Genomic DNA, 16,298 nt, shown 5'->3' with positions numbered 1-16,298 from the left:
GCACGCAGCTCCGCGAGCGTCAACGACCGCTTCCCTCCGGAGCCGGCGATCGCCAGCGACCAGTCGGCCGCCGTCGCGCTCGTGATGACACCCGCCGACCTCGCCGTCTTGTTGACCGGCAGGCGCTGCGGGCCGAGCCCGACCCGTCGCGGACCGAACACGTCCAGCGGCGCGAGCGCCGGCACGGTCTGCCCGGCGGATCCGACCACGGCGACTGCGGTGCCGATCCCGACCGCGCCGATCAGTGTCCTTCGACTGACGATCTCCGTGGGCCGGCGGGGCCGGTCGAGCAGTCGCTGGAGGTAGCCGGTGATCCCGTCGGCGGCGTGCTCGTGCGCACGCAGCTCCCCCTCGCCGGGTCGGACGGCGAGCAGTCGACCGGCGGCGTCCACGCTGTCCCGGCGGCGCCACCAGCGGGCGATGATCGGCAGCTTCACGCCGATGTGGGTCAGCAGGGAGGCGACGATGATCCAGGCGAGCGCGAAGTGCGTGTGGCGGAACGAGAACGTCCACGGGTACCACTGGAGCGTGTTCAGCAGCCCTATCGCGAGCTGCACGAGCGATGATGCGACGAACAGCGCGATCGACGCCCGCTCGAGCAGACCGGCGACGGAGCTGACGGGTGGCCACGCGAACAGCAGCGGGAAGATCGTGGAGAGCTTGCCGAGCAGCAGCGGGATGCAGGCGATCCCTGCGACGACGTGTACGCCCTGCGTCACGCGGTAGAGCCATTCGGGGCGGCTCGGGAACCCCATCCACGGCAGCGGGTCCTGGATGAAGTGGCTGTAGAGCCCGGTCGCGAAGCACACGAGGAAGGCCGCGCCCAGCAGCCGGCCGATGACGACGGCGGTCCGAGGGTGTCGTGCCGGTGTCTCGAGTGTCGCCTGCACCAGCAGCGCACCGTTCTCGACGAGCCCGTCGCCGGGCTCCTCGAACCAGGCGACCTGCTCCCCCGAGGACGTCCCTCCCTCGTCGACAGGCGAGACGGGAACCGGCTTCCCGGCCTCGCGGGTCAGCGGGACGCTGGACCGGACATCATCCACGGTGCGCCCCTCCTGTACCCGCGCCGACGCGGGTCATCCGCCGGCGACGCTAGGCGCCGCACGCGACGCCGACCGGTCGATTCCCTTACGAGTCGGACACGGACGGCGCTCACCAGGCGGTGTGCAGGAGGTGCTCCACCACGAGGCCGGTGACGATGCCGGCCGCGAGCCCGAACCGGCGCCATCGCGCTGGCAGCAGCGCCGTGCCGAGCAGCACCCACGGTATGAACGGCAGCCAGATCCGCTCCACCTCCGACTTGCTGAGCCCCGAGAGATCGGCGGCCATGACCATCGCGGCGGCGGCAGCGGTGAGCAGCACCACGACCCGCTCCTCCGAGCGACCGCCCACGACCCTGAGTCGCGCCAGGACAGCGGCCACGCCCGCTCCGACGATCGGGCCGGCCGAGATCGCGAGCAGCGCGAGGTTCGCCCAGATCCAGTAGAGGGGCGGCCGCAGCCTCGCGACGCCCGCCCAGTATCGCTGCACGAGGACCGGATAGGCCTCCCACCAGGCGAAGCCGCTCACCGCGAACCCCGCTGCGACGGCGACGGCCGCCGCGACGGCGATCGGGAGCGGCCGCCACGAGCGGGCGACGAGCAGGACCGCGACCGCTGCGATGCCGAGCAGGACCAGCCCGTAGGAGAGGAACACGCTCAGCCCGAGCAGCCCACCCGCTCCGATCGCTGCGATCGCAAGCGTCCGGCGTCGATGCGCCGTCGCAGCGAACACGAGGCAGCAGAGCCCCCAGGCCGCCACCGCCGCGAACATCGCGTCTCCGGTCACGCCGATCCAGACGGCGGACGGTCCCACGGCGAGGAACGGTGCCGCACGCCGCGCCGCACCCTCCGCCCCGAGCCTGCGGACGCAGAGCAGCACCGTCACGGGAGTGGTGGACGCGATGAGGATCGCAACGACACCGGTGGCGAGTCCGCTGTCGATTCCGATCCGCGTCAGCAGGACGAAGAGCAGCAGTGCGCCGGGCGGATGTCCCGCGACGTTCACCGGCCAGCGGTGCGGGGACGTGATCGGGATGCGCGCGATGAAGCCGTGCAGCGTCGCGCGGACATCCGTCACCCTGCGCGCCGGCAGAAGGTACTCGGACGGGTTGTCGAAGACCCGCGAGATGCCCCACAGGCCATCGACGGTCGCAAGGCTGACGGCCCAGGCGGCGGCGGTGAGGAACGAGACGGCGAGGAGGAGCGGCCACCGGCTGCGTTCGGCGAACCGTCGGCCGAACACGACGACGAGCACACCGATCGCGAGCGCGGGCAGCGTGCCGGGACCGACGTGGGGGCGGAAGCCGGCGAGCAGCGGCGGGACCTGGCCGGCCTGCACGTCCCACCCGAAGACCCGCGGTGCGACGGCCGACGCGACGACCAGCAGGACCGCTGCAGCGAAGCCGATCCACGGCGCGACCGACCGCTCGGTCCGTCCGAGCGGCATCACGGGCGCACGTACTCGGCGAAGCTGCGCTCCTGCCCCGCCCATTCCCGCTCCCAGACCAGTCCGGCGCTCGCGGCATGGCGTCGGAGCGCCGCGACTCCGACCTCGGCCCACGCGAAGGGCACGCTGCGACGCCCGAGGTCGTCGACGACCTGGCTCTGGAACGCGCGGTCACGCAGCGGGTCCGGATGCGTCTCGATCACCACACGGCCGCCATGCGGTCGAACGAGGTCGACGCAGCGCTGCAGCAGCGCGACGGGATCTCCGCCGATGCCGATGTTGCCGTCGAGCAGGATCGCCGTCCCCCACCGGCCGCAGCCCGGCACGCACTCGAACACGGATCGCCGCAGGACGGGGAGCCCCCGACGGCCGGCGATCCGCACCGCCGCTGCTGAGACGTCGATGCCCAGCACGACGTGGCCGCGGATGGCAGCGGCGCGCAGCATCCTGCCAGGACCGCACCCGATGTCGAGCACCGGGCCGTCCGCAGCCTCGATCGCTTCGCCGTCGACGTCGTCCGCAGCGGCCAGGAACCGGTCGAGGTCGATCCGCCGTCCGTGCGACGCCACCCCGCCGGGATCGGCGCGGTACTCGTGCAGCGTCAGGGTCCGGTCCCCGTCGTCGAGGGCGAAGCCGTACGGCTCGCCGCCACCGGCCCCGAACGTCGGCGGTGCGGCGGTGGACACGCACAGACCATACGAATCCGAGGGACGACCCCGGGCACGGAACTCTTACCGATCGAAGACGCTTCCAGACACCGGCTGGGTCGAGGCGCATGGGCGTCCTTATCCTCAGGTATGCCCGTCCCCCTCCCCGAGGTGCTCGTGTCGAGCGACCTCGCAGACCGGCGGGTCCTGGTCGTCGAGGACGATCCGACAGTGCTCGAGGTGACCGTCGCCTACCTGCACTCCGCCGGATTCCTCGTCGACACGGCCGTCGACGGATTCGCGGCGCTCGCGGCGGTCCATCGAGCGCGACCCGACATCGTGGTACTCGACCGGATGCTCCCTGGCATCGAGGGGCTCGAGGTGTGCAGACGGATCCGTGCCGTATGGCCGATCCCCGTCCTGCTGCTCACCGCACTCGGCAGCACGGAGGACCGGATCGCCGGGCTCGAGGCCGGCGCGGACGACTATCTCGCGAAGCCGTTCTCCCCGCGTGAGCTGGTGCTGCGGGTGCAGTCGATCCTGCGCCGGAGCGTGACCTCGCTGACGCCGGAGAGCCCGTTCGAGCTCGGCGGGTTCGCTCTCGATCCGTCTGCGAGGACCGTCGCCAAGGACGGCAGCGCTCTGACCCTCTCCCTTCGGGAGTTCGACCTGCTCGCATTCCTGCTGAAGCATCCCCGGCAGGCGTTCGATCGACCGAGGCTCCTCCGCGAGGTCTGGCACTGGGAGATCGGCGACCTGTCCACGGTCACGGTGGCGGTCCGTCGCGTGCGGGAGAAGATCGAGGTCGATGCCGCGGACCCGCAGATCCTGCGGACGATCTGGGGCGTCGGCTACCGCCTGGACCCGCCGGACGTGGCCTGATGTCGGCGGTGGATGTCGCGAGGATCGTCGCGATCTCGCTGGTGGCCGCCGTGGTGGTCGGCGCGGTGGCACTGCCCCTGCTGCGGTTGACCCGGCGTGCGTCCGTCGTGGCACAGCTGGTCGTCCTGATCATCGCGGCGGTGGCAGCCATGGCCGCCGGCACGATCGCGGTCGGCCTGGCCATGTACGTGTCCCCGCACGACCTGGTCGTGACGCTCGTCGTGGCGGCCGTCTCCGGCGTGATCGCGGTGGCGCTGGCCTGGTTGCTCGGCCGGACCTTCGTGCGGAGCACGGAACGACTCCGACTCGTCGCGAAGGCACTCGGCGACGGCGACCCGCTCGAGATCGATCGGGACGTGCACCACAACATCGAGTTCGCGACAGTGACAGCCGAGCTGAGCGCCACCAGCAGGCGCCTCGCCGAGGCTCGGGACGAGGTCGTGGCGATCGAGGCATCACGACGGGACCTGATCGCGTGGATCTCTCACGATCTGCGGACGCCGCTCGCCGGCCTGCGCGCGATGGCCGAGTCCCTCGAGGACGGGGTCGCGGAGGATCCACCGCGTTACTACGCGCGGATGCGTGCGCAGGTCGACCACCTGTCGGTGATGGTCGACGACCTGTTCGAGCTCTCGAAGATCCAGACGGGCACGATGCCGCTGACGATGGAGCACATCGCTCTCTACGACCTGGTGAGCGATGCCGTCGCGGAGTTGGCGCCACTTGCACTCGCGCGATCGATCCGCATGACGGAGGACTGCGGCGATTCGCTCGTCGTGGTCGGAGATCCGGGCGAGCTCGCCCGGATGGTCGGCAACCTGCTGATCAACGCGATCCAGCATTCCGCCGAGGGCGGCACCATCCTGGTGGCGGCTCGGCACGACGGCGACGATCGCGTGCTCCTCACGGTCGAGGACAGCGCCGGCGGTATCCCCGAGCCCGACCTCGAGCGCGTCTTCGAACCCGGCTGGCGCGGCACGGCCGCCCGGACGATCGATCCGTCGACCCGCGCCGCAGGCGCCGGGCTCGGCCTGGCGATCGTGCGCGGGATCGCGGAGGCCCACGCCGGGAACGTGAGCGTGCAGAACGTGCCGGGCGGGTGCCGTTTCAACGTCCGACTCCCTCGGCAGCAGCATCTGACCGCTTGAGCGCACCAGGAAGCGGACCGTCCACTCACCGAGCGGCATCACCAGCACGATCCCCGCTGACCGTCGGCGCACGATCACTCCGGTCGATTCCTCGCCGAACCCGTCGTCACTCGATCAGCAGCAGCAGGTGCCGCCGCAGCAGGTGGTCTGCTCGGCCGTGTCGTCACCTCCTCCGGACGGACGGGACCCGATCAGCCGACGAGGCCGCTCAGGAGGGCTGTGACGCGCTGCTCGATGTCGTCCCGGATCGGCCGAACCTCGTCGATCGGCAGACCAGCCGGATCGGTGATCTCCCAGTCCTCGTACCGCTTGCCGGGGAAGATCGGGCAGGCGTCGCCGCAGCCCATCGTGATCACGACATCGGAGGCGCGGACGTCGTCGACGGCCAGCACGCGCGGCTGCGTCCCGGCGATGTCGATCCCGGCCTCGGCCATCGCTTCGACCGCGATGGGGTTGATGCGATCCGCCGGCTCACTGCCCGCGGACAGCACCCGCACCTGTCCGGCACCGAGCGTCGCAGCGAATCCGGCCGCCATCTGCGAGCGTCCGGCGTTGTGCACGCACACGAACAAGATCGAGGGCAGGTCGTCGGACATCGGCACTCCTTCATCGAACACCCATCGGACACCGTCGATTCACCAGAGAGCTGGCCGCCGTCCCCGGCGGTGCCGCGGACGCGATCCGCCCTGGGTGGAGCACCTGCGTGTTCACCGAAGTCCGCCATCCTGGCCTTCTCATGAACGTCGCCTCGCAGCTCGATCGCGGCCGCCCGCCGGGCACCGCACCGCAGGTGTTCGCCGCATTCCTGCAGCTCGGCGTGACGTCGTTCGGTGGCCCGATCGCGCACATCGGCTTCTTCCACGAGGCGTTCGTGATCCGGCGGAAATGGCTGACGGAACGGGCCTACACCGACGTCGTCGCCCTCAGCCAGTTCCTGCCAGGGCCGGCGTCCAGCCAGGTCGGCATGGCGATCGGCCTGCAGCGGGCGGGCTTCGCAGGGATGATCGCAGCCTGGCTCGCCTTCACGCTGCCGTCCGCGGTGCTGCTGGTCGTCTTCGCACTCGCCATCACGAGCGTCTCCGGCCTGACCGACGGCGGCTGGGTGCAGGGGCTCAAGGCCGCAGCGGTCGCTGTCGTCGCGCAGGCCGTCCTCAGCATGGCGCGCACCCTCGCATCCGACGCGAGACGTGCCACGATCGCAGGTGCCGGCGCGATCGCGGCGCTGCTGATCCCGAACAGCGCGCTGCAGGTCGCCGTGATCGTGGCAGCCGGACTCGCAGGATCGCTCTGGCTCCGCGAAGCGCCCGTGCCTGCAGCAGACGACCAGGAACCGGCCTTCGAGGTGCGGGTGCCTCGAGCGGTCGCGGTGGCATGCCTGACCGCGTGGGTGGTGCTGCTGATCGGTCTCCCGATCCTCGCTCGCGCGGTCAGCGGCGGCGCTCTCGAGCTGTTCGGGATCTTCTTCCGCGCGGGCGCCCTGGTGATCGGCGGCGGCCACGTGGTGCTGCCGTTGCTCGAGTCGCAGACCGTCCCCACCGGACTGGTCGGCCACGACGCCTTCCTCGCCGGCTATGGAGCAGCGCAAGCAGTGCCTGGCCCGCTCTTCACCTTCGCCGCGTTCCTCGGCGCGGTGAACACCGGCAGCCCCTCGGGAGTCGCCGGAGCCGCGATCGCCCTCATCGGCATCTTCCTTCCGGGAGCGCTCCTCCTGGTCGGGGCGCTGCCCTTCTGGCTCTCGATCCGTACCGCCCCGATCGCTCGCCGTGCCGTCGCCGGGATCGGCGCCGGCGTCGTCGGGATCCTCGCCGCGGCGCTCTACGACCCCGTCTTCACCGAGGGCGTGACGAGTCCCCTGTCCCTCGCGATCGCGATCGCCGCGGTCGTCGCGCTGACGAAGTGGAGAACACCCGCGTGGGCCGTGGTGATCGTCGCCGGGATCCTCGGCCAGCTGCTCCTCTGAGCGGTCCGTCGACAGCGATCCCACGATCGCGCGTGACGCCACGGAACACCTCGACCACACCCGTGGCTGCGTCTTTGCCGATTCTTGTTCCTCGACGCGGAGCATCACGCCATGACCTCATCGCCGCGGGGCCCGGCCGCGCCGGGCACGGCCCGCGTACCCGAGCCGGGCGCCGCGTTCTGGGTGGTGAAGGTGCTGACCACCGGCATGGGTGAGACGACCTCCGACTTCCTGGTCCGCACGTTCGCTCCCGAGCTCGTCGTGCCGGCCGCGCTGCTCGTTCTCGTCGTCGCCCTCGTCGTCCAGTTCCGGGCCCGCGGGTATCGGCCGGCGACCTACTGGGCGACTGCGCTCATGGTGAGCGTGTTCGGCACCATGGCCGCCGACGTGCTGCACGTCGGGCTCGGCGTGCCGTACGCGGTCTCGACGGCCGGCTTCGCGATCGTGCTCGCGGCCGTGTTCATCACCTGGTGGCTGGTCGAGCGGACGCTCTCCGTGCACGACATCACGACGCCTCGGCGGGAGACCTTCTACTGGGCCGCCGTCATGGCGACGTTCGCGCTCGGCACGGCCTCCGGCGACCTGACCGCCACCTCCCTCGGTCTCGGCTACCTCGGCTCCGCCGTGCTGTTCCTGCTCGTCTTCGCAGCGCCGGGCCTGTTCTTCGCCGCGACGCGGCGAGGAGCGATCACGACGTTCTGGATCGCCTACGTGACGACGCGGCCGCTCGGCGCCTCGTTCGCCGACTGGCTCGCGGTACCTGGCGCGCGCGGCGGCATGGACCTCGGCACAGGCCCCGTGAGCGGCGTCCTGCTGCTCCTGTTCGTGCTGCTGGTGGCGACGCTGAGCATCCAGTCCCGCGGGAGCAGCGGAGGCCGAACTCCCCTCCGCGCGGCGAGCCCGGAGGAGGCGGCATGACCGACGGCACCACTGCGACCCGAGAGCTCCTCGTCGCCTGCGTCGAAGACGACCCCGCGATCACCCGGCTGCTCGACGAGTGCCTCGCCGCCGCCGGCCACACCGGCGTCTTCGCGCAGTCCGGCACGCAGGCGGTGCGGCGGTTCGCGGGCGACGAGCGCATCGACGTGCTCGTGCTCGACGTCGGGCTGCCCGACATGGACGGCCGCGACCTCTGCCGCGTGCTGCGCGCGAACGGCCAGCAGGCGCCGGCGATGTTCCTCTCCGCGGTCGGGCAGGTGCACGACATCGTGCAGGGGTTCGCCTCGGGCGGGCTCGATTACCTCGTCAAGCCCTTCGCCGTGCCCGAGCTGATCGCGCGCATCGAGGCACTCGGCCGCCGCTCCTCGCCGTCGGAGCCGGTCGGGGGACTGCACCTCGATCCGGAACGGTTCGCGCTGTGTCTGGGCGACGACGCGCATCTGCTCACGCCGACGGAGTTCCGGCTGGTGGCCGAGCTGCTCGCGCACGCCGGGCACCTGGTCCGTCGCGGAGAGCTCGTGAACGCCGCCTGGGTACCGGGTGCCCGCGTGAACGGCAACACCCTCGACACCTACCTGCACCGCATCCGCCGGCACCTGCTGGACCTCGGGTCGGAGGCGACGATCCACACCGTTCGCGGGATCGGCTACATCCTCCGCGGCACGTGATCCGCCGGTGGCGGAAGCGCCCTCTCCGGCTGCGCTTGACGATCGCCTCGTTCCTGCTGAGCGTGCTGGTCGCCGCGGGCGCGGTCGCCGCCTCGGTGGCGGTGCTGCACGTGGAGGTGGACTCGGCGATCCGGAGCCGCCTGCAGGACCGCGCGGCCGCGCTGGTCGCGACGATCGACACGTCCGGCGGCAGGGTCGACATCAGAGGGGAGGACGACCTGCTGCTGGACTCGCCGAACTGGGTGTTCGACGGCACCGGGAAGCAGATCGAGGGGTCGCATCCGCGTGGGGCGGTCGGCGTGGAGGTGCACCGGCTCGGCGCCGCAACCGCGCGTACCACGTCGAGGTCCGGGCTGCTCCACCTGCTGGCGATACCGGTGCGCAGCAGGGGTCGGATCGTGGCGGTCGCGGTGACCGGCGTGGACGAGGCACCGTACGAGGCGACCCTCGCCTCGATCACCACGGACGGCGCGCTGCTCGGGATCCTCGCCGTGCTCGGTGCGACGGGCCTCGCGGCGCTCGTGCTCGGCCGCGCTGCTCGCCTGCGCCTGCACGGGGTGGATCGCATTGCGTGGCGGCATTGCGATTCGGTCAAGGGCACGTTGCTGCGAGATGAAGGTGCGCGGCCGCACCGTGGAGGCATGAACATCTCGATCGAGACCGCGCAGGCGCGTCCCATGGCTGCGACCATGCTCAACAAGGTCCCGCACGTCACCCTGCTGTTCTGGCTGGTGAAGATCTGCTCGACGACGGTCGGCGAGACCGGCGCCGACTTCCTGAACGGCACGCTGGGTCTCGGGCTGGGCGGCACGACCCTGATCGCCGCCGCCGTGCTCGCGGTCGGCCTGACGGCGCAGTTCGCCGTGCGGCGCTACATCCCGGCGATCTACTGGACGAACGTCGTCGTCATCAGCGTCGTCGGCACGCTCTTCTCCGACAACCTCGTCGACGGCTGGGGCGTCCCCCTCGCGCTCTCGACCCTCATCTTCGCGCTCGGCCTCGCCGCCGCGTTCACCGCCTGGTACCTCAGCGAGCACACCCTCTCGATCCACACGATCGTCACCCGCCGCCGCGAGGCGTTCTACTGGACCGCGATCCTGTTCGCCTTCGCGCTCGGCACCTCGGCCGGCGATTGGTTCGCGGAGGGCATGGCGCTCGGTTACCTGCCGTCGGCGGCGATCTTCGCCGGAGCCATCGCGGTGGTCGCCGTCGCGCGATTCGGGTTCACCGCCAGCGACGTGCTGACGTTCTGGATCGCGTACGTGCTCACCCGGCCGCTCGGCGCCTCGCTCGGCGACCTGTTCACGCAGAGCACGAACGGCGGTGGGCTCGGCGTCAGTACTGCGCTGGTCAGCGATGCGTTCCTGCTCGTCATCGTCGGCGGGATCGTGGCGTTCACTGTGCAGCAGCGCCTCGCCGGCCGGCGTCGGCACCTGGCCGGAATCGTCGCCGACGTCTGATCGTCGACCACCACGACGAGCGCACGATGAGCGCTCGCCTCGGGCGGCCCGACCTGCGCCCCGTCCTCCACCGCCGCGGCGATCGTGAGGCCCCGTCGCCGTGCGGCTCGTCCCGTTCGAGCGGGCGCGACAGCGGGCTGCCGCGCGCGTGGGCGTCTGCCAGCGTCCGCGCCGCGCGCACAGGACCGGTCGGGACGCCTCAGGCCCGCTGGACTTCGGTTCCCGGCTTCGCCGCGCGACGGCCGCCGCGGATCGCGATGGCGACGATCAGCACGGCGATGACGGCGCCGAGCATCCAGATCGCCGGCACCGCGTAGGGAAGGAGGAGCGTCGGCAGCCCGACGGCGGGTGCGGTCGCCGGCGCCTGCCGTGCGAACCGCGCGACGACGACGGAGACCTTGTCGCCCCGAGCGGGCGTGATCCCCGCGGTCGCGGTCACGAGCCGGTTGAGTGTGGCCAGGCTCGTCGCGCCGAGGTGAGCGCGATCGACGACGACGGACACCGACTGGTCGACGAGCGAGCCGGCCGGCATCGCGAGTACGGTGGTCGTGCTGCCGTCGAGGTTCTGCTGCGTGGTCGCCACCGACGTCCCGGCCGACGTCACCACCGTGTTCTGCGCGACCGACCCGACCGCGCCGCTCCCCCACTGCACGCTCGTCGTGCGGGCGGTCGAGGTCCGGATGGTGTCGGAGACGACGACGGTCGAGTTGCCCGGGCCGAGAACGCGGTCGAGGACGGCCTGCACCGCAGCGGCGCGGTCGCTGCCGGGCACGGTGCCGGTCGAGGCGAACGCCGTCGATGCGGCAAGCGGCCAGAGCAGCAGCACTGCCGCGACACCGATCGTCGCGCGGCGGCCGCGAATAGGCAGGACTCTGATCATCTCCTGCTCCCCCACGCGTCGGATTCGACAGTGAACTCCAAGAGGCGTACTCCCGATATCCCCAGTCCGAGCCGTTCACCCGAATTCGTGCACGCCAGCGCAATCGAATCGCAACTGCCGCGACCGAGCGGACGCGCGGTCGTTCGCGCATCCCTCGGCCGCCCGAGCGTCTCCTGTCAGCTCGCGGGACCTACTTCACGACCGCTTCGAGGCCCGTCTGGAGGTCCTGCAGCGCGGTCTTCGCCGAGGTCTTCCCGGTGAGGACCGTCTGAGCGAACTGGTTGATCGCGCTGCCGCCGTCGAGCGCGGCGAGGGCCGAGAACTGCTTCGGCGAGTTCGCGGCCAGCGTCTTGGCCAGCGGCGCCCACTCGTTCACGATCTTGACCCCGGTCGTGTTCTTCTGGAACTCCGGCGTCGCGGCGATCGACTTGAACGCCGGCAGCAGGCCGAGAACGCTGGACGTCCAGTAGGTCTTGATGTTCTGCAGGTACCAGAGCAGGAACGCCTCCGAACCCTTCTGGGAGGGGGTGTTCGTGTACATCATCAGGTTCGGGATATAGACGATCGTCCCCTTCTTCCCGCCGGAACTCGTGAGCGGGCTGGTCACCTGCAGGTCGCCCTCGGTCTCGCCGACGTCCGTCGCCAGCCCGGGGTTGGAGACGCCGATGCCGAACGACTTGTTCTTCCACTGGGCCAGCATGTTCTCGCCGGTGTAGCTGATCGAGTTCGGGTCGATGATCCCGTCCTTCGCGAGCCCGATCAGGAAGTCGACCGCCTCGATGTTCTCCGCTGTCGCCGTGTTCGGCTTGCCGTCCTCGTCGAAGAGACCGCCCCCGTTGTTCAGGATCATGGTCATCACCGACTGGTTGCCGATGGAGTTCCCGCTGCCCGCGCCCGTGCCGAAGCCGTAGACGCCGATCTTCTTGAGCGCCAGCCCGGCCGCGCGGAGCGAATCCCAGTCCGTGGGAACCTCGACCCCCGCCTTCTCGAGCAGCGACTTCCGGTACCAGATCACGCGGATGTCGATCGACCACGGGATCGCGACGTAGCCCTTCTCGGTCTTGAAGCTGTCGAGCAGCCCCGGAATGAAGTCGTCGACCATCCCGTTCTTCTGCATCGCCTCGACGACCCCGTCGGCGTAGGCGATCGCGCCCTGATCCGCGAGCTGGAAGGCCTGGAAGCCGCCGCCCGAACTGACAGCCGGGCCGGTCCGCGACGCGACGGCCGAACTGAAGGTCTGGTAGAAGTTGTCCCACTGGATGAGCTGGTACTTCGCGGCCGGCAGTCCCGCAGCCGGCTTGTAGGTCGCGACCAGCGCTTTCTCCGCCTTCAGGAAGTCGTCGGCGCCCCACGGCATGTCCCAGAACTTCAACGCAGCGGACGACCCGGAACCGGCGCCGCCGGTGGAACAGGCCGCGAGCAGCGGAAGCGTGGATGCGATGGCGGCATACCCGAGCAGGCTGCGCCGGCTGAAAGCGGTCGGAACTGCGTCGTTCATCGTTCTCCTCAGCGAGAGTGCTCCGAGAGCCGGTCGCATCGCAGAGCGAGTGGGCGCTGGGGGCATGAGCTCGTCCCCACGTCGCTGTGTTCGGGGCGGGCGCCGGGGCGGAGAGCTCCGGTGCAGGCCAATGTACTCGAAATTCGTCAGACCGGTATGACCAGTTTGGAGATCAGCGAGCTACGAGACACGTCCGGCGACCGGGCGTCGCGATCGGAGGACATCCTCGATCATGTCCTCGATCCGGCCGTTCTCGGGCAGCAGACCGCTCAGCTGGTTCTCCGCGAGCACGTCGAGCGGCACGTCGAGGTCGTCGCCGTAGAGGTCGAGGGCCAGGACGATGTGGCGGGCCATCGCCTCCGCGGCGGTGGCGGCGTCGCGTCGCGCGATCGCGTCGACGACCTCGTGGTGGATCGGCGCCCCGAGTCGCACGACGACGGGGTCGCTGAGGCTGCGCAGCTGCAGGTCGAGCACCATCGGCGTGATCGCGCTGAACATCACCTCCAGCACGGGGTTACCGGACATCCGGGCGATCGACGCGTGCAGGACGAGGTCGCAGCGGGCACGCTCGATCGTGGTGGTCGCGTCGTCGAACGCCGCGACCAGTTCCCGTAGTCGAGCGATGTCGTGGTCGGAGGCACGCAGGGCTGCCCCGGCGGCGGATCGGGCCTCCACCATCTCGCGTGCCTCGACCAGGTCGCGGGGGGTCGCGCGGTGCTGGCGCGCCAGCGACCCCAGCACCTCCGCGATCTGCAGCGAACCGGGCGTGCGGACGAACGCGCCCCGCGCCGGCCGGATCTCGATCAGTCCGCGCCCCACCAGACCCTGGAGCACCTCCCGGACGATCGGACGGGAGAGCCCGCTGGTCTCGGCGAGCTCGCGCTCGCTCGGCAGCTTCGACCCCTCCGGATAGATGCTGCTGAGGATCTGCCGGATCAGGTCCGCCTCGAAGCGCGACCGGTCCGGGGGGCGGGGCGGCCGATCCTGCGTGGAGGTGTTCGTCATCGCCTCTTCCTCTGTCGGCCGGGCCGCTGTCGACTGCGCTGCGGCCGACCGAGCGAAGCACTCACCAGTCGTGGAGCGTCCCGTCGACCAGGCGGTTGACCGGGAGGTAGGCCCGCTGGTACTCGTACCGCTTCGCCGCGTCGCGGTCGAATCGGACACCGAGTCCCGCACGTTCGCCGGGCTGGAAGGCACCGTCCGCGAAACTGTATCCGACGTCGAAGACCTCCGCCGTCTGCTCGACGTGCTGCATGTACTCCTGGATGCCGAAGTTGTGGATCGCCGTGTCGAGGTGGAGGGCCGCGGCCAGGCCGATCGGGGAGATGTCCGTCGGTCCGTGGACCGCGCTCTTGATCTGGTGGACCGCCGCGAGATCCAGGATGCGCCGGAGACCAGTGATCCCGCCTGCATGCGTCACGGCGGACCGCGCGTAATCGATGAGCTGCTCGGAGAACAGCGTCAGGTAGTCGACGACGCTGTTGAAGATCTCGCCGGTCGCCAGGGGGACGGTGGTGTGCTGCCGGACCAGCCGGAACGCCTCCTGGTTCTCCGCCGGGGTCACGTCCTCCAGCCAGAACGGGTCGTACTGCTCGAGCGACTTGCCGAGCCGTGCGGCCTGGATCGGAGTCAGCCGGTGGTGCACGTCGTGGAGGATCGCGAGTTCGGGGCCGAACTCGGTGCGGACCCGCTCGAAGACGGTGGGCATGTGCCGGAGGTAGGCACCGGCCTCCCAGGTCTCCTCGGTGGGCCGTGCGCCCGCGCTGGCCGGCTCGTAGGCGCTGGCGGCGGCGACCCCGTACCCGGCCCCGAAGCCGGGGGTGGCGACCTGCACCCGCACGGCACGGAAGCCCTGGTCGAGCAGGGACTGCACGGAGTCGACGAGGGCGTCGAGCGAAGCGCCCTGCGCGTGCCCGTACGCCTGCACGGAGGTCCGGCTGCGACCGCCCAGCAGCTGGTAGAGCGGCAGTCCGGCGGCCTGCGCCTTGAGATCCCAGAGCGCGACGTCGACGGCGGCGATCGCCGCCATGGTGATCGGCCCGCGACGCCAGTAGGCACCGCGGTACAGGTACTGCCAGGTGTCCTCGATCGCGTGCGCGTCCCGCCCGATCAGGGTCGGGGCCACGTGGTCCCGCAGATAGCTGGCCACGGCGAGCTCGCGTCCGTTGACGGTCGCGTCCCCGATGCCGACGAGCCCGTCGTCGGTGGTGACCACGAGCGTCACGAAGTTCCGTCCGGGGCTGCAGACGACGACCTCGACGTTGTCAATCTTCATTTCGACCTCCGGCGGTGAGTCCGGGCCGGCGGTGAGCCGGGCCGGCGGCGAATCCGGGCGAGACGGACCCGGCGGCCATCTGGTCATGCCGGTCAGACCATACTATTGTCAACGCGGCGCACCGACGAAGGTGCGCGTCCGCTCGCCCTCCCGAGCAAGGAGAAGATCGATGACGATTCTGTCCGACGGGCGGCCCGCCGCCATCACCATGTGGGACTTCTCCTGGCTGGAGCGCCGCTGGGCCGGTGCGGGCTTCGAGGACTGGAACCGCGCCCTCGGCGAGCTCGCCGAGCGTGGCTACGACATGGTCCGCATCGACGCCTACCCCCATCTCGTGTCCGCCGACGGCGAGCGGACCTGGACGCTGAAGCCGCAGTGGAACCAGCAGTCGTGGGGCGCCCAGTCGGTGATCGAGGTGCGCGTCCTCCCCGAGCTGCTCGACTTCATCCGGGCCGCGCACGAGCACGGCGTGCGGGTGGCGCTCTCGACCTGGTTCCGGCAGGACCTCGACGACATGCGCATGCGCGTGAAGACGCCCGCGGACATCGCCCGGATCTGGATCGACACGCTGACCCGCATCGACGCGGCGGGCCTGCTGGACGACATCGCGTACGTCGACCTCTGCAACGAGTTCCCGCTGCCGCCGTGGGCGCCGTTCCTGTACGGCGTCGCCGTCGGACCGGGCCTGCCGATCAGCCATCCGAGCATCGGCGCCTGGATGACCGAGTCGATCGGCCTGGTGCGGGAGGCGTTCCCCGGCCTCGAATACACCTACTCGTTCTCGAACACCTACGAGGACCACGCGGAGATCGACGTCTCGGCGTTCGACCTGCTCGAGCCGCACATCTGGATGGCGGGCGCCTCCGACTACTACCGCCACGTCGGCTACGACTTCGAGCTGTTCGACCCGGTGGGGTACGACAACGTCGTCCTCCGTGGCCGGCAGGTGTATCTCGCCGAGCAGCAGCGGTTCGACGCGGCCCTGTTCGACACGATCGACCTGGTCGCCGACTGGTCGCGGGCCACCCGGAAGCCGGTCGTCACCACCGAGTGCTGGTCGATCATCGACTACAAGGACTGGCCGGGCCTCGACTGGGGCTGGGTGAAGGAGCTGAACGAGCGGGCGGTGGTGCACGCCGCCGCGACCGGTCGCTGGACGGCGATCGCGACGTCGAACTTCTGCGCACCCCAGTTCGTCGGGATGTGGCGCGACGTCGACTACCACCGGCGCCTGACCGACGTGATCCGGAACAGCACGGTCGATCCCGACCTGCTGCCGCGGTCGTGACCGTCGCGGAGGACGTCGCCCGGGTACCGCTCAGCGGTCTCCTGCGCCGCGGCCGCGCCGTCGCGGTCCTTCGGGCGGATGACGCGTCGCGGTACGACGCCGTCGTCGACGTGCTCGTGGCGGAGGGCATCACCGCCATCGAGCTCACCCTGACCACCCCCGGGAC

The 16,298-nt window shown here is 70.7% G+C and carries 15 protein-coding genes; 7 read left to right on the top strand and 8 right to left on the bottom strand.

The annotated features are described in order from the left end of the window. The 3 genes from ACFE67_RS08840 to ACFE67_RS08830 all read right to left on the bottom strand — a co-directional run. The coding region (locus tag ACFE67_RS08840; RefSeq protein WP_375406509.1) for a hypothetical protein at positions 1-1,043 on the bottom strand (1,043 nt) is incomplete at its 3' end. A gap of 109 nt (positions 1,044-1,152) precedes the next feature. Continuing rightward, a complete protein-coding gene (locus ACFE67_RS08835; protein WP_375406508.1) occupies positions 1,153-2,487 on the bottom strand; it encodes a glycosyltransferase family 39 protein in 1,335 nt (444 codons plus the stop codon). Continuing rightward, positions 2,487-3,173 (bottom strand): methyltransferase domain-containing protein, encoded by a 687-nt coding sequence (locus ACFE67_RS08830; protein WP_375406507.1) that lies wholly within the window; start codon positions 3,171-3,173, stop codon positions 2,487-2,489. The genes ACFE67_RS08835 and ACFE67_RS08830 overlap by 1 nt, the downstream gene beginning before the upstream one ends. Positions 3,174-3,284: 111 nt before the next feature. Here ACFE67_RS08830 and ACFE67_RS08825 point away from each other — a divergent pair, with 111 nt between their 5' ends. Both ACFE67_RS08825 and ACFE67_RS08820 read left to right on the top strand, forming a co-directional pair. Then, positions 3,285-4,016, top strand: coding sequence for a response regulator transcription factor (locus ACFE67_RS08825; protein WP_375406506.1), 732 nt, complete (start codon positions 3,285-3,287; stop codon positions 4,014-4,016). Beyond that, on the top strand, positions 4,016-5,164 hold the full coding sequence (locus tag ACFE67_RS08820) for a sensor histidine kinase (RefSeq protein WP_375406505.1): 1,149 nt from the start codon (positions 4,016-4,018) through the stop codon (positions 5,162-5,164). The genes ACFE67_RS08825 and ACFE67_RS08820 overlap by 1 nt, the downstream gene beginning before the upstream one ends. Positions 5,165-5,355: 191 nt before the next feature. Here ACFE67_RS08820 and ACFE67_RS08815 read toward each other — a convergent pair whose 3' ends face one another. Next, on the bottom strand, positions 5,356-5,760 hold the full coding sequence (locus ACFE67_RS08815) for an arsenate reductase ArsC (RefSeq protein WP_375406504.1): 405 nt from the start codon (positions 5,758-5,760) through the stop codon (positions 5,356-5,358). Positions 5,761-5,900: 140 nt separating this feature from the next. On the opposite strand from ACFE67_RS08815, the gene chrA reads away from it, so the two are divergent. From chrA to ACFE67_RS08795, 4 genes are all read left to right on the top strand, one after another. Further along, entirely contained in the window at positions 5,901-7,124 is a 1,224-nt protein-coding gene (chrA, locus tag ACFE67_RS08810; protein WP_375406503.1) for a chromate efflux transporter, read from the top strand. A gap of 111 nt (positions 7,125-7,235) precedes the next feature. Beyond that, entirely contained in the window at positions 7,236-8,042 is an 807-nt protein-coding gene (locus ACFE67_RS08805; RefSeq protein WP_375406502.1) for a hypothetical protein, read from the top strand. Then, the gene (locus ACFE67_RS08800) at positions 8,039-8,731 is read left to right on the top strand and encodes a response regulator transcription factor (protein WP_375406501.1); all 693 of its coding nucleotides are present in this window, start codon (positions 8,039-8,041) and stop codon (positions 8,729-8,731) included. Before ACFE67_RS08805 ends, ACFE67_RS08800 begins: the two co-directional genes overlap by 4 nt. A 35-nt stretch (positions 8,732-8,766) precedes the next feature. After that, the gene (locus ACFE67_RS08795) at positions 8,767-10,191 is read left to right on the top strand and encodes a hypothetical protein (RefSeq protein ID WP_375406500.1); all 1,425 of its coding nucleotides are present in this window, start codon (positions 8,767-8,769) and stop codon (positions 10,189-10,191) included. Between the two features lie 199 nt (positions 10,192-10,390). On the opposite strand, the gene ACFE67_RS08790 is transcribed toward ACFE67_RS08795, so the two are convergent. The 4 genes from ACFE67_RS08790 to manD form a co-directional block, all read right to left on the bottom strand. After that, positions 10,391-11,071 carry a flagellar M-ring protein FliF C-terminal domain-containing protein gene (locus tag ACFE67_RS08790; protein ID WP_375406499.1) on the bottom strand — a complete coding sequence of 227 codons (681 nt, stop codon included), beginning with the start codon at positions 11,069-11,071 and terminating at the stop codon, positions 10,391-10,393. Between the two features lie 190 nt (positions 11,072-11,261). Continuing rightward, the gene (locus tag ACFE67_RS08785) at positions 11,262-12,569 is read right to left on the bottom strand and encodes an ABC transporter substrate-binding protein (RefSeq protein ID WP_375406498.1); all 1,308 of its coding nucleotides are present in this window, start codon (positions 12,567-12,569) and stop codon (positions 11,262-11,264) included. A 180-nt stretch (positions 12,570-12,749) separates the two neighbouring features. Continuing rightward, positions 12,750-13,574 (bottom strand): FadR/GntR family transcriptional regulator, encoded by an 825-nt coding sequence (locus ACFE67_RS08780; RefSeq protein ID WP_375406497.1) that lies wholly within the window; start codon positions 13,572-13,574, stop codon positions 12,750-12,752. A gap of 61 nt (positions 13,575-13,635) precedes the next feature. Continuing rightward, positions 13,636-14,844: a D-mannonate dehydratase ManD gene (gene manD / locus ACFE67_RS08775; protein WP_375406496.1), complete on the bottom strand. Its 1,209-nt coding sequence runs from the start codon at positions 14,842-14,844 to the stop codon at positions 13,636-13,638. A 169-nt stretch (positions 14,845-15,013) separates the two neighbouring features. Here manD and ACFE67_RS08770 point away from each other — a divergent pair, with 169 nt between their 5' ends. Further along, positions 15,014-16,132, top strand: coding sequence for a cellulase-like family protein (locus ACFE67_RS08770; RefSeq protein ID WP_375406495.1), 1,119 nt, complete (start codon positions 15,014-15,016; stop codon positions 16,130-16,132). The last annotated feature ends 166 nt before the right edge of the window (positions 16,133-16,298 follow it).

Source organism: uncultured Amnibacterium sp., from assembly GCF_964244015.1.
In the GTDB taxonomy this organism is placed as follows: Bacteria; Actinomycetota; Actinomycetes; order Actinomycetales; family Microbacteriaceae; genus Amnibacterium.
The sequence above is the reverse complement of the archived record's forward strand: the minus strand, read 5'-3'. Positions and strand labels throughout refer to the sequence as shown.

Excerpts from the sequence above, each read along its gene's own strand:
- ACFE67_RS08770 (WP_375406495.1), top strand. The coding sequence starts at position 15,014 with ATGACGATTCTGTCCGACGGGCGGCCCGCCGCCATCACCATGTGGGAC.
- manD (WP_375406496.1), bottom strand. The coding sequence starts at position 14,844 with ATGAAGATTGACAACGTCGAGGTCGTCGTCTGCAGCCCCGGACGGAAC.
- ACFE67_RS08805 (WP_375406502.1), top strand. The coding sequence starts at position 7,236 with ATGACCTCATCGCCGCGGGGCCCGGCCGCGCCGGGCACGGCCCGCGTA.
- ACFE67_RS08820 (WP_375406505.1), top strand. The coding sequence starts at position 4,016 with ATGTCGGCGGTGGATGTCGCGAGGATCGTCGCGATCTCGCTGGTGGCC.
- chrA (WP_375406503.1), top strand. The coding sequence starts at position 5,901 with ATGAACGTCGCCTCGCAGCTCGATCGCGGCCGCCCGCCGGGCACCGCA.
- ACFE67_RS08780 (WP_375406497.1), bottom strand. The coding sequence starts at position 13,574 with ATGACGAACACCTCCACGCAGGATCGGCCGCCCCGCCCCCCGGACCGG.
- ACFE67_RS08800 (WP_375406501.1), top strand. The coding sequence starts at position 8,039 with ATGACCGACGGCACCACTGCGACCCGAGAGCTCCTCGTCGCCTGCGTC.
- ACFE67_RS08790 (WP_375406499.1), bottom strand. The coding sequence starts at position 11,071 with ATGATCAGAGTCCTGCCTATTCGCGGCCGCCGCGCGACGATCGGTGTC.
- ACFE67_RS08815 (WP_375406504.1), bottom strand. The coding sequence starts at position 5,760 with ATGTCCGACGACCTGCCCTCGATCTTGTTCGTGTGCGTGCACAACGCC.
- ACFE67_RS08785 (WP_375406498.1), bottom strand. The coding sequence starts at position 12,569 with ATGAACGACGCAGTTCCGACCGCTTTCAGCCGGCGCAGCCTGCTCGGG.
- ACFE67_RS08825 (WP_375406506.1), top strand. The coding sequence starts at position 3,285 with ATGCCCGTCCCCCTCCCCGAGGTGCTCGTGTCGAGCGACCTCGCAGAC.
- ACFE67_RS08835 (WP_375406508.1), bottom strand. The coding sequence starts at position 2,487 with ATGCCGCTCGGACGGACCGAGCGGTCGGTCGCGCCGTGGATCGGCTTC.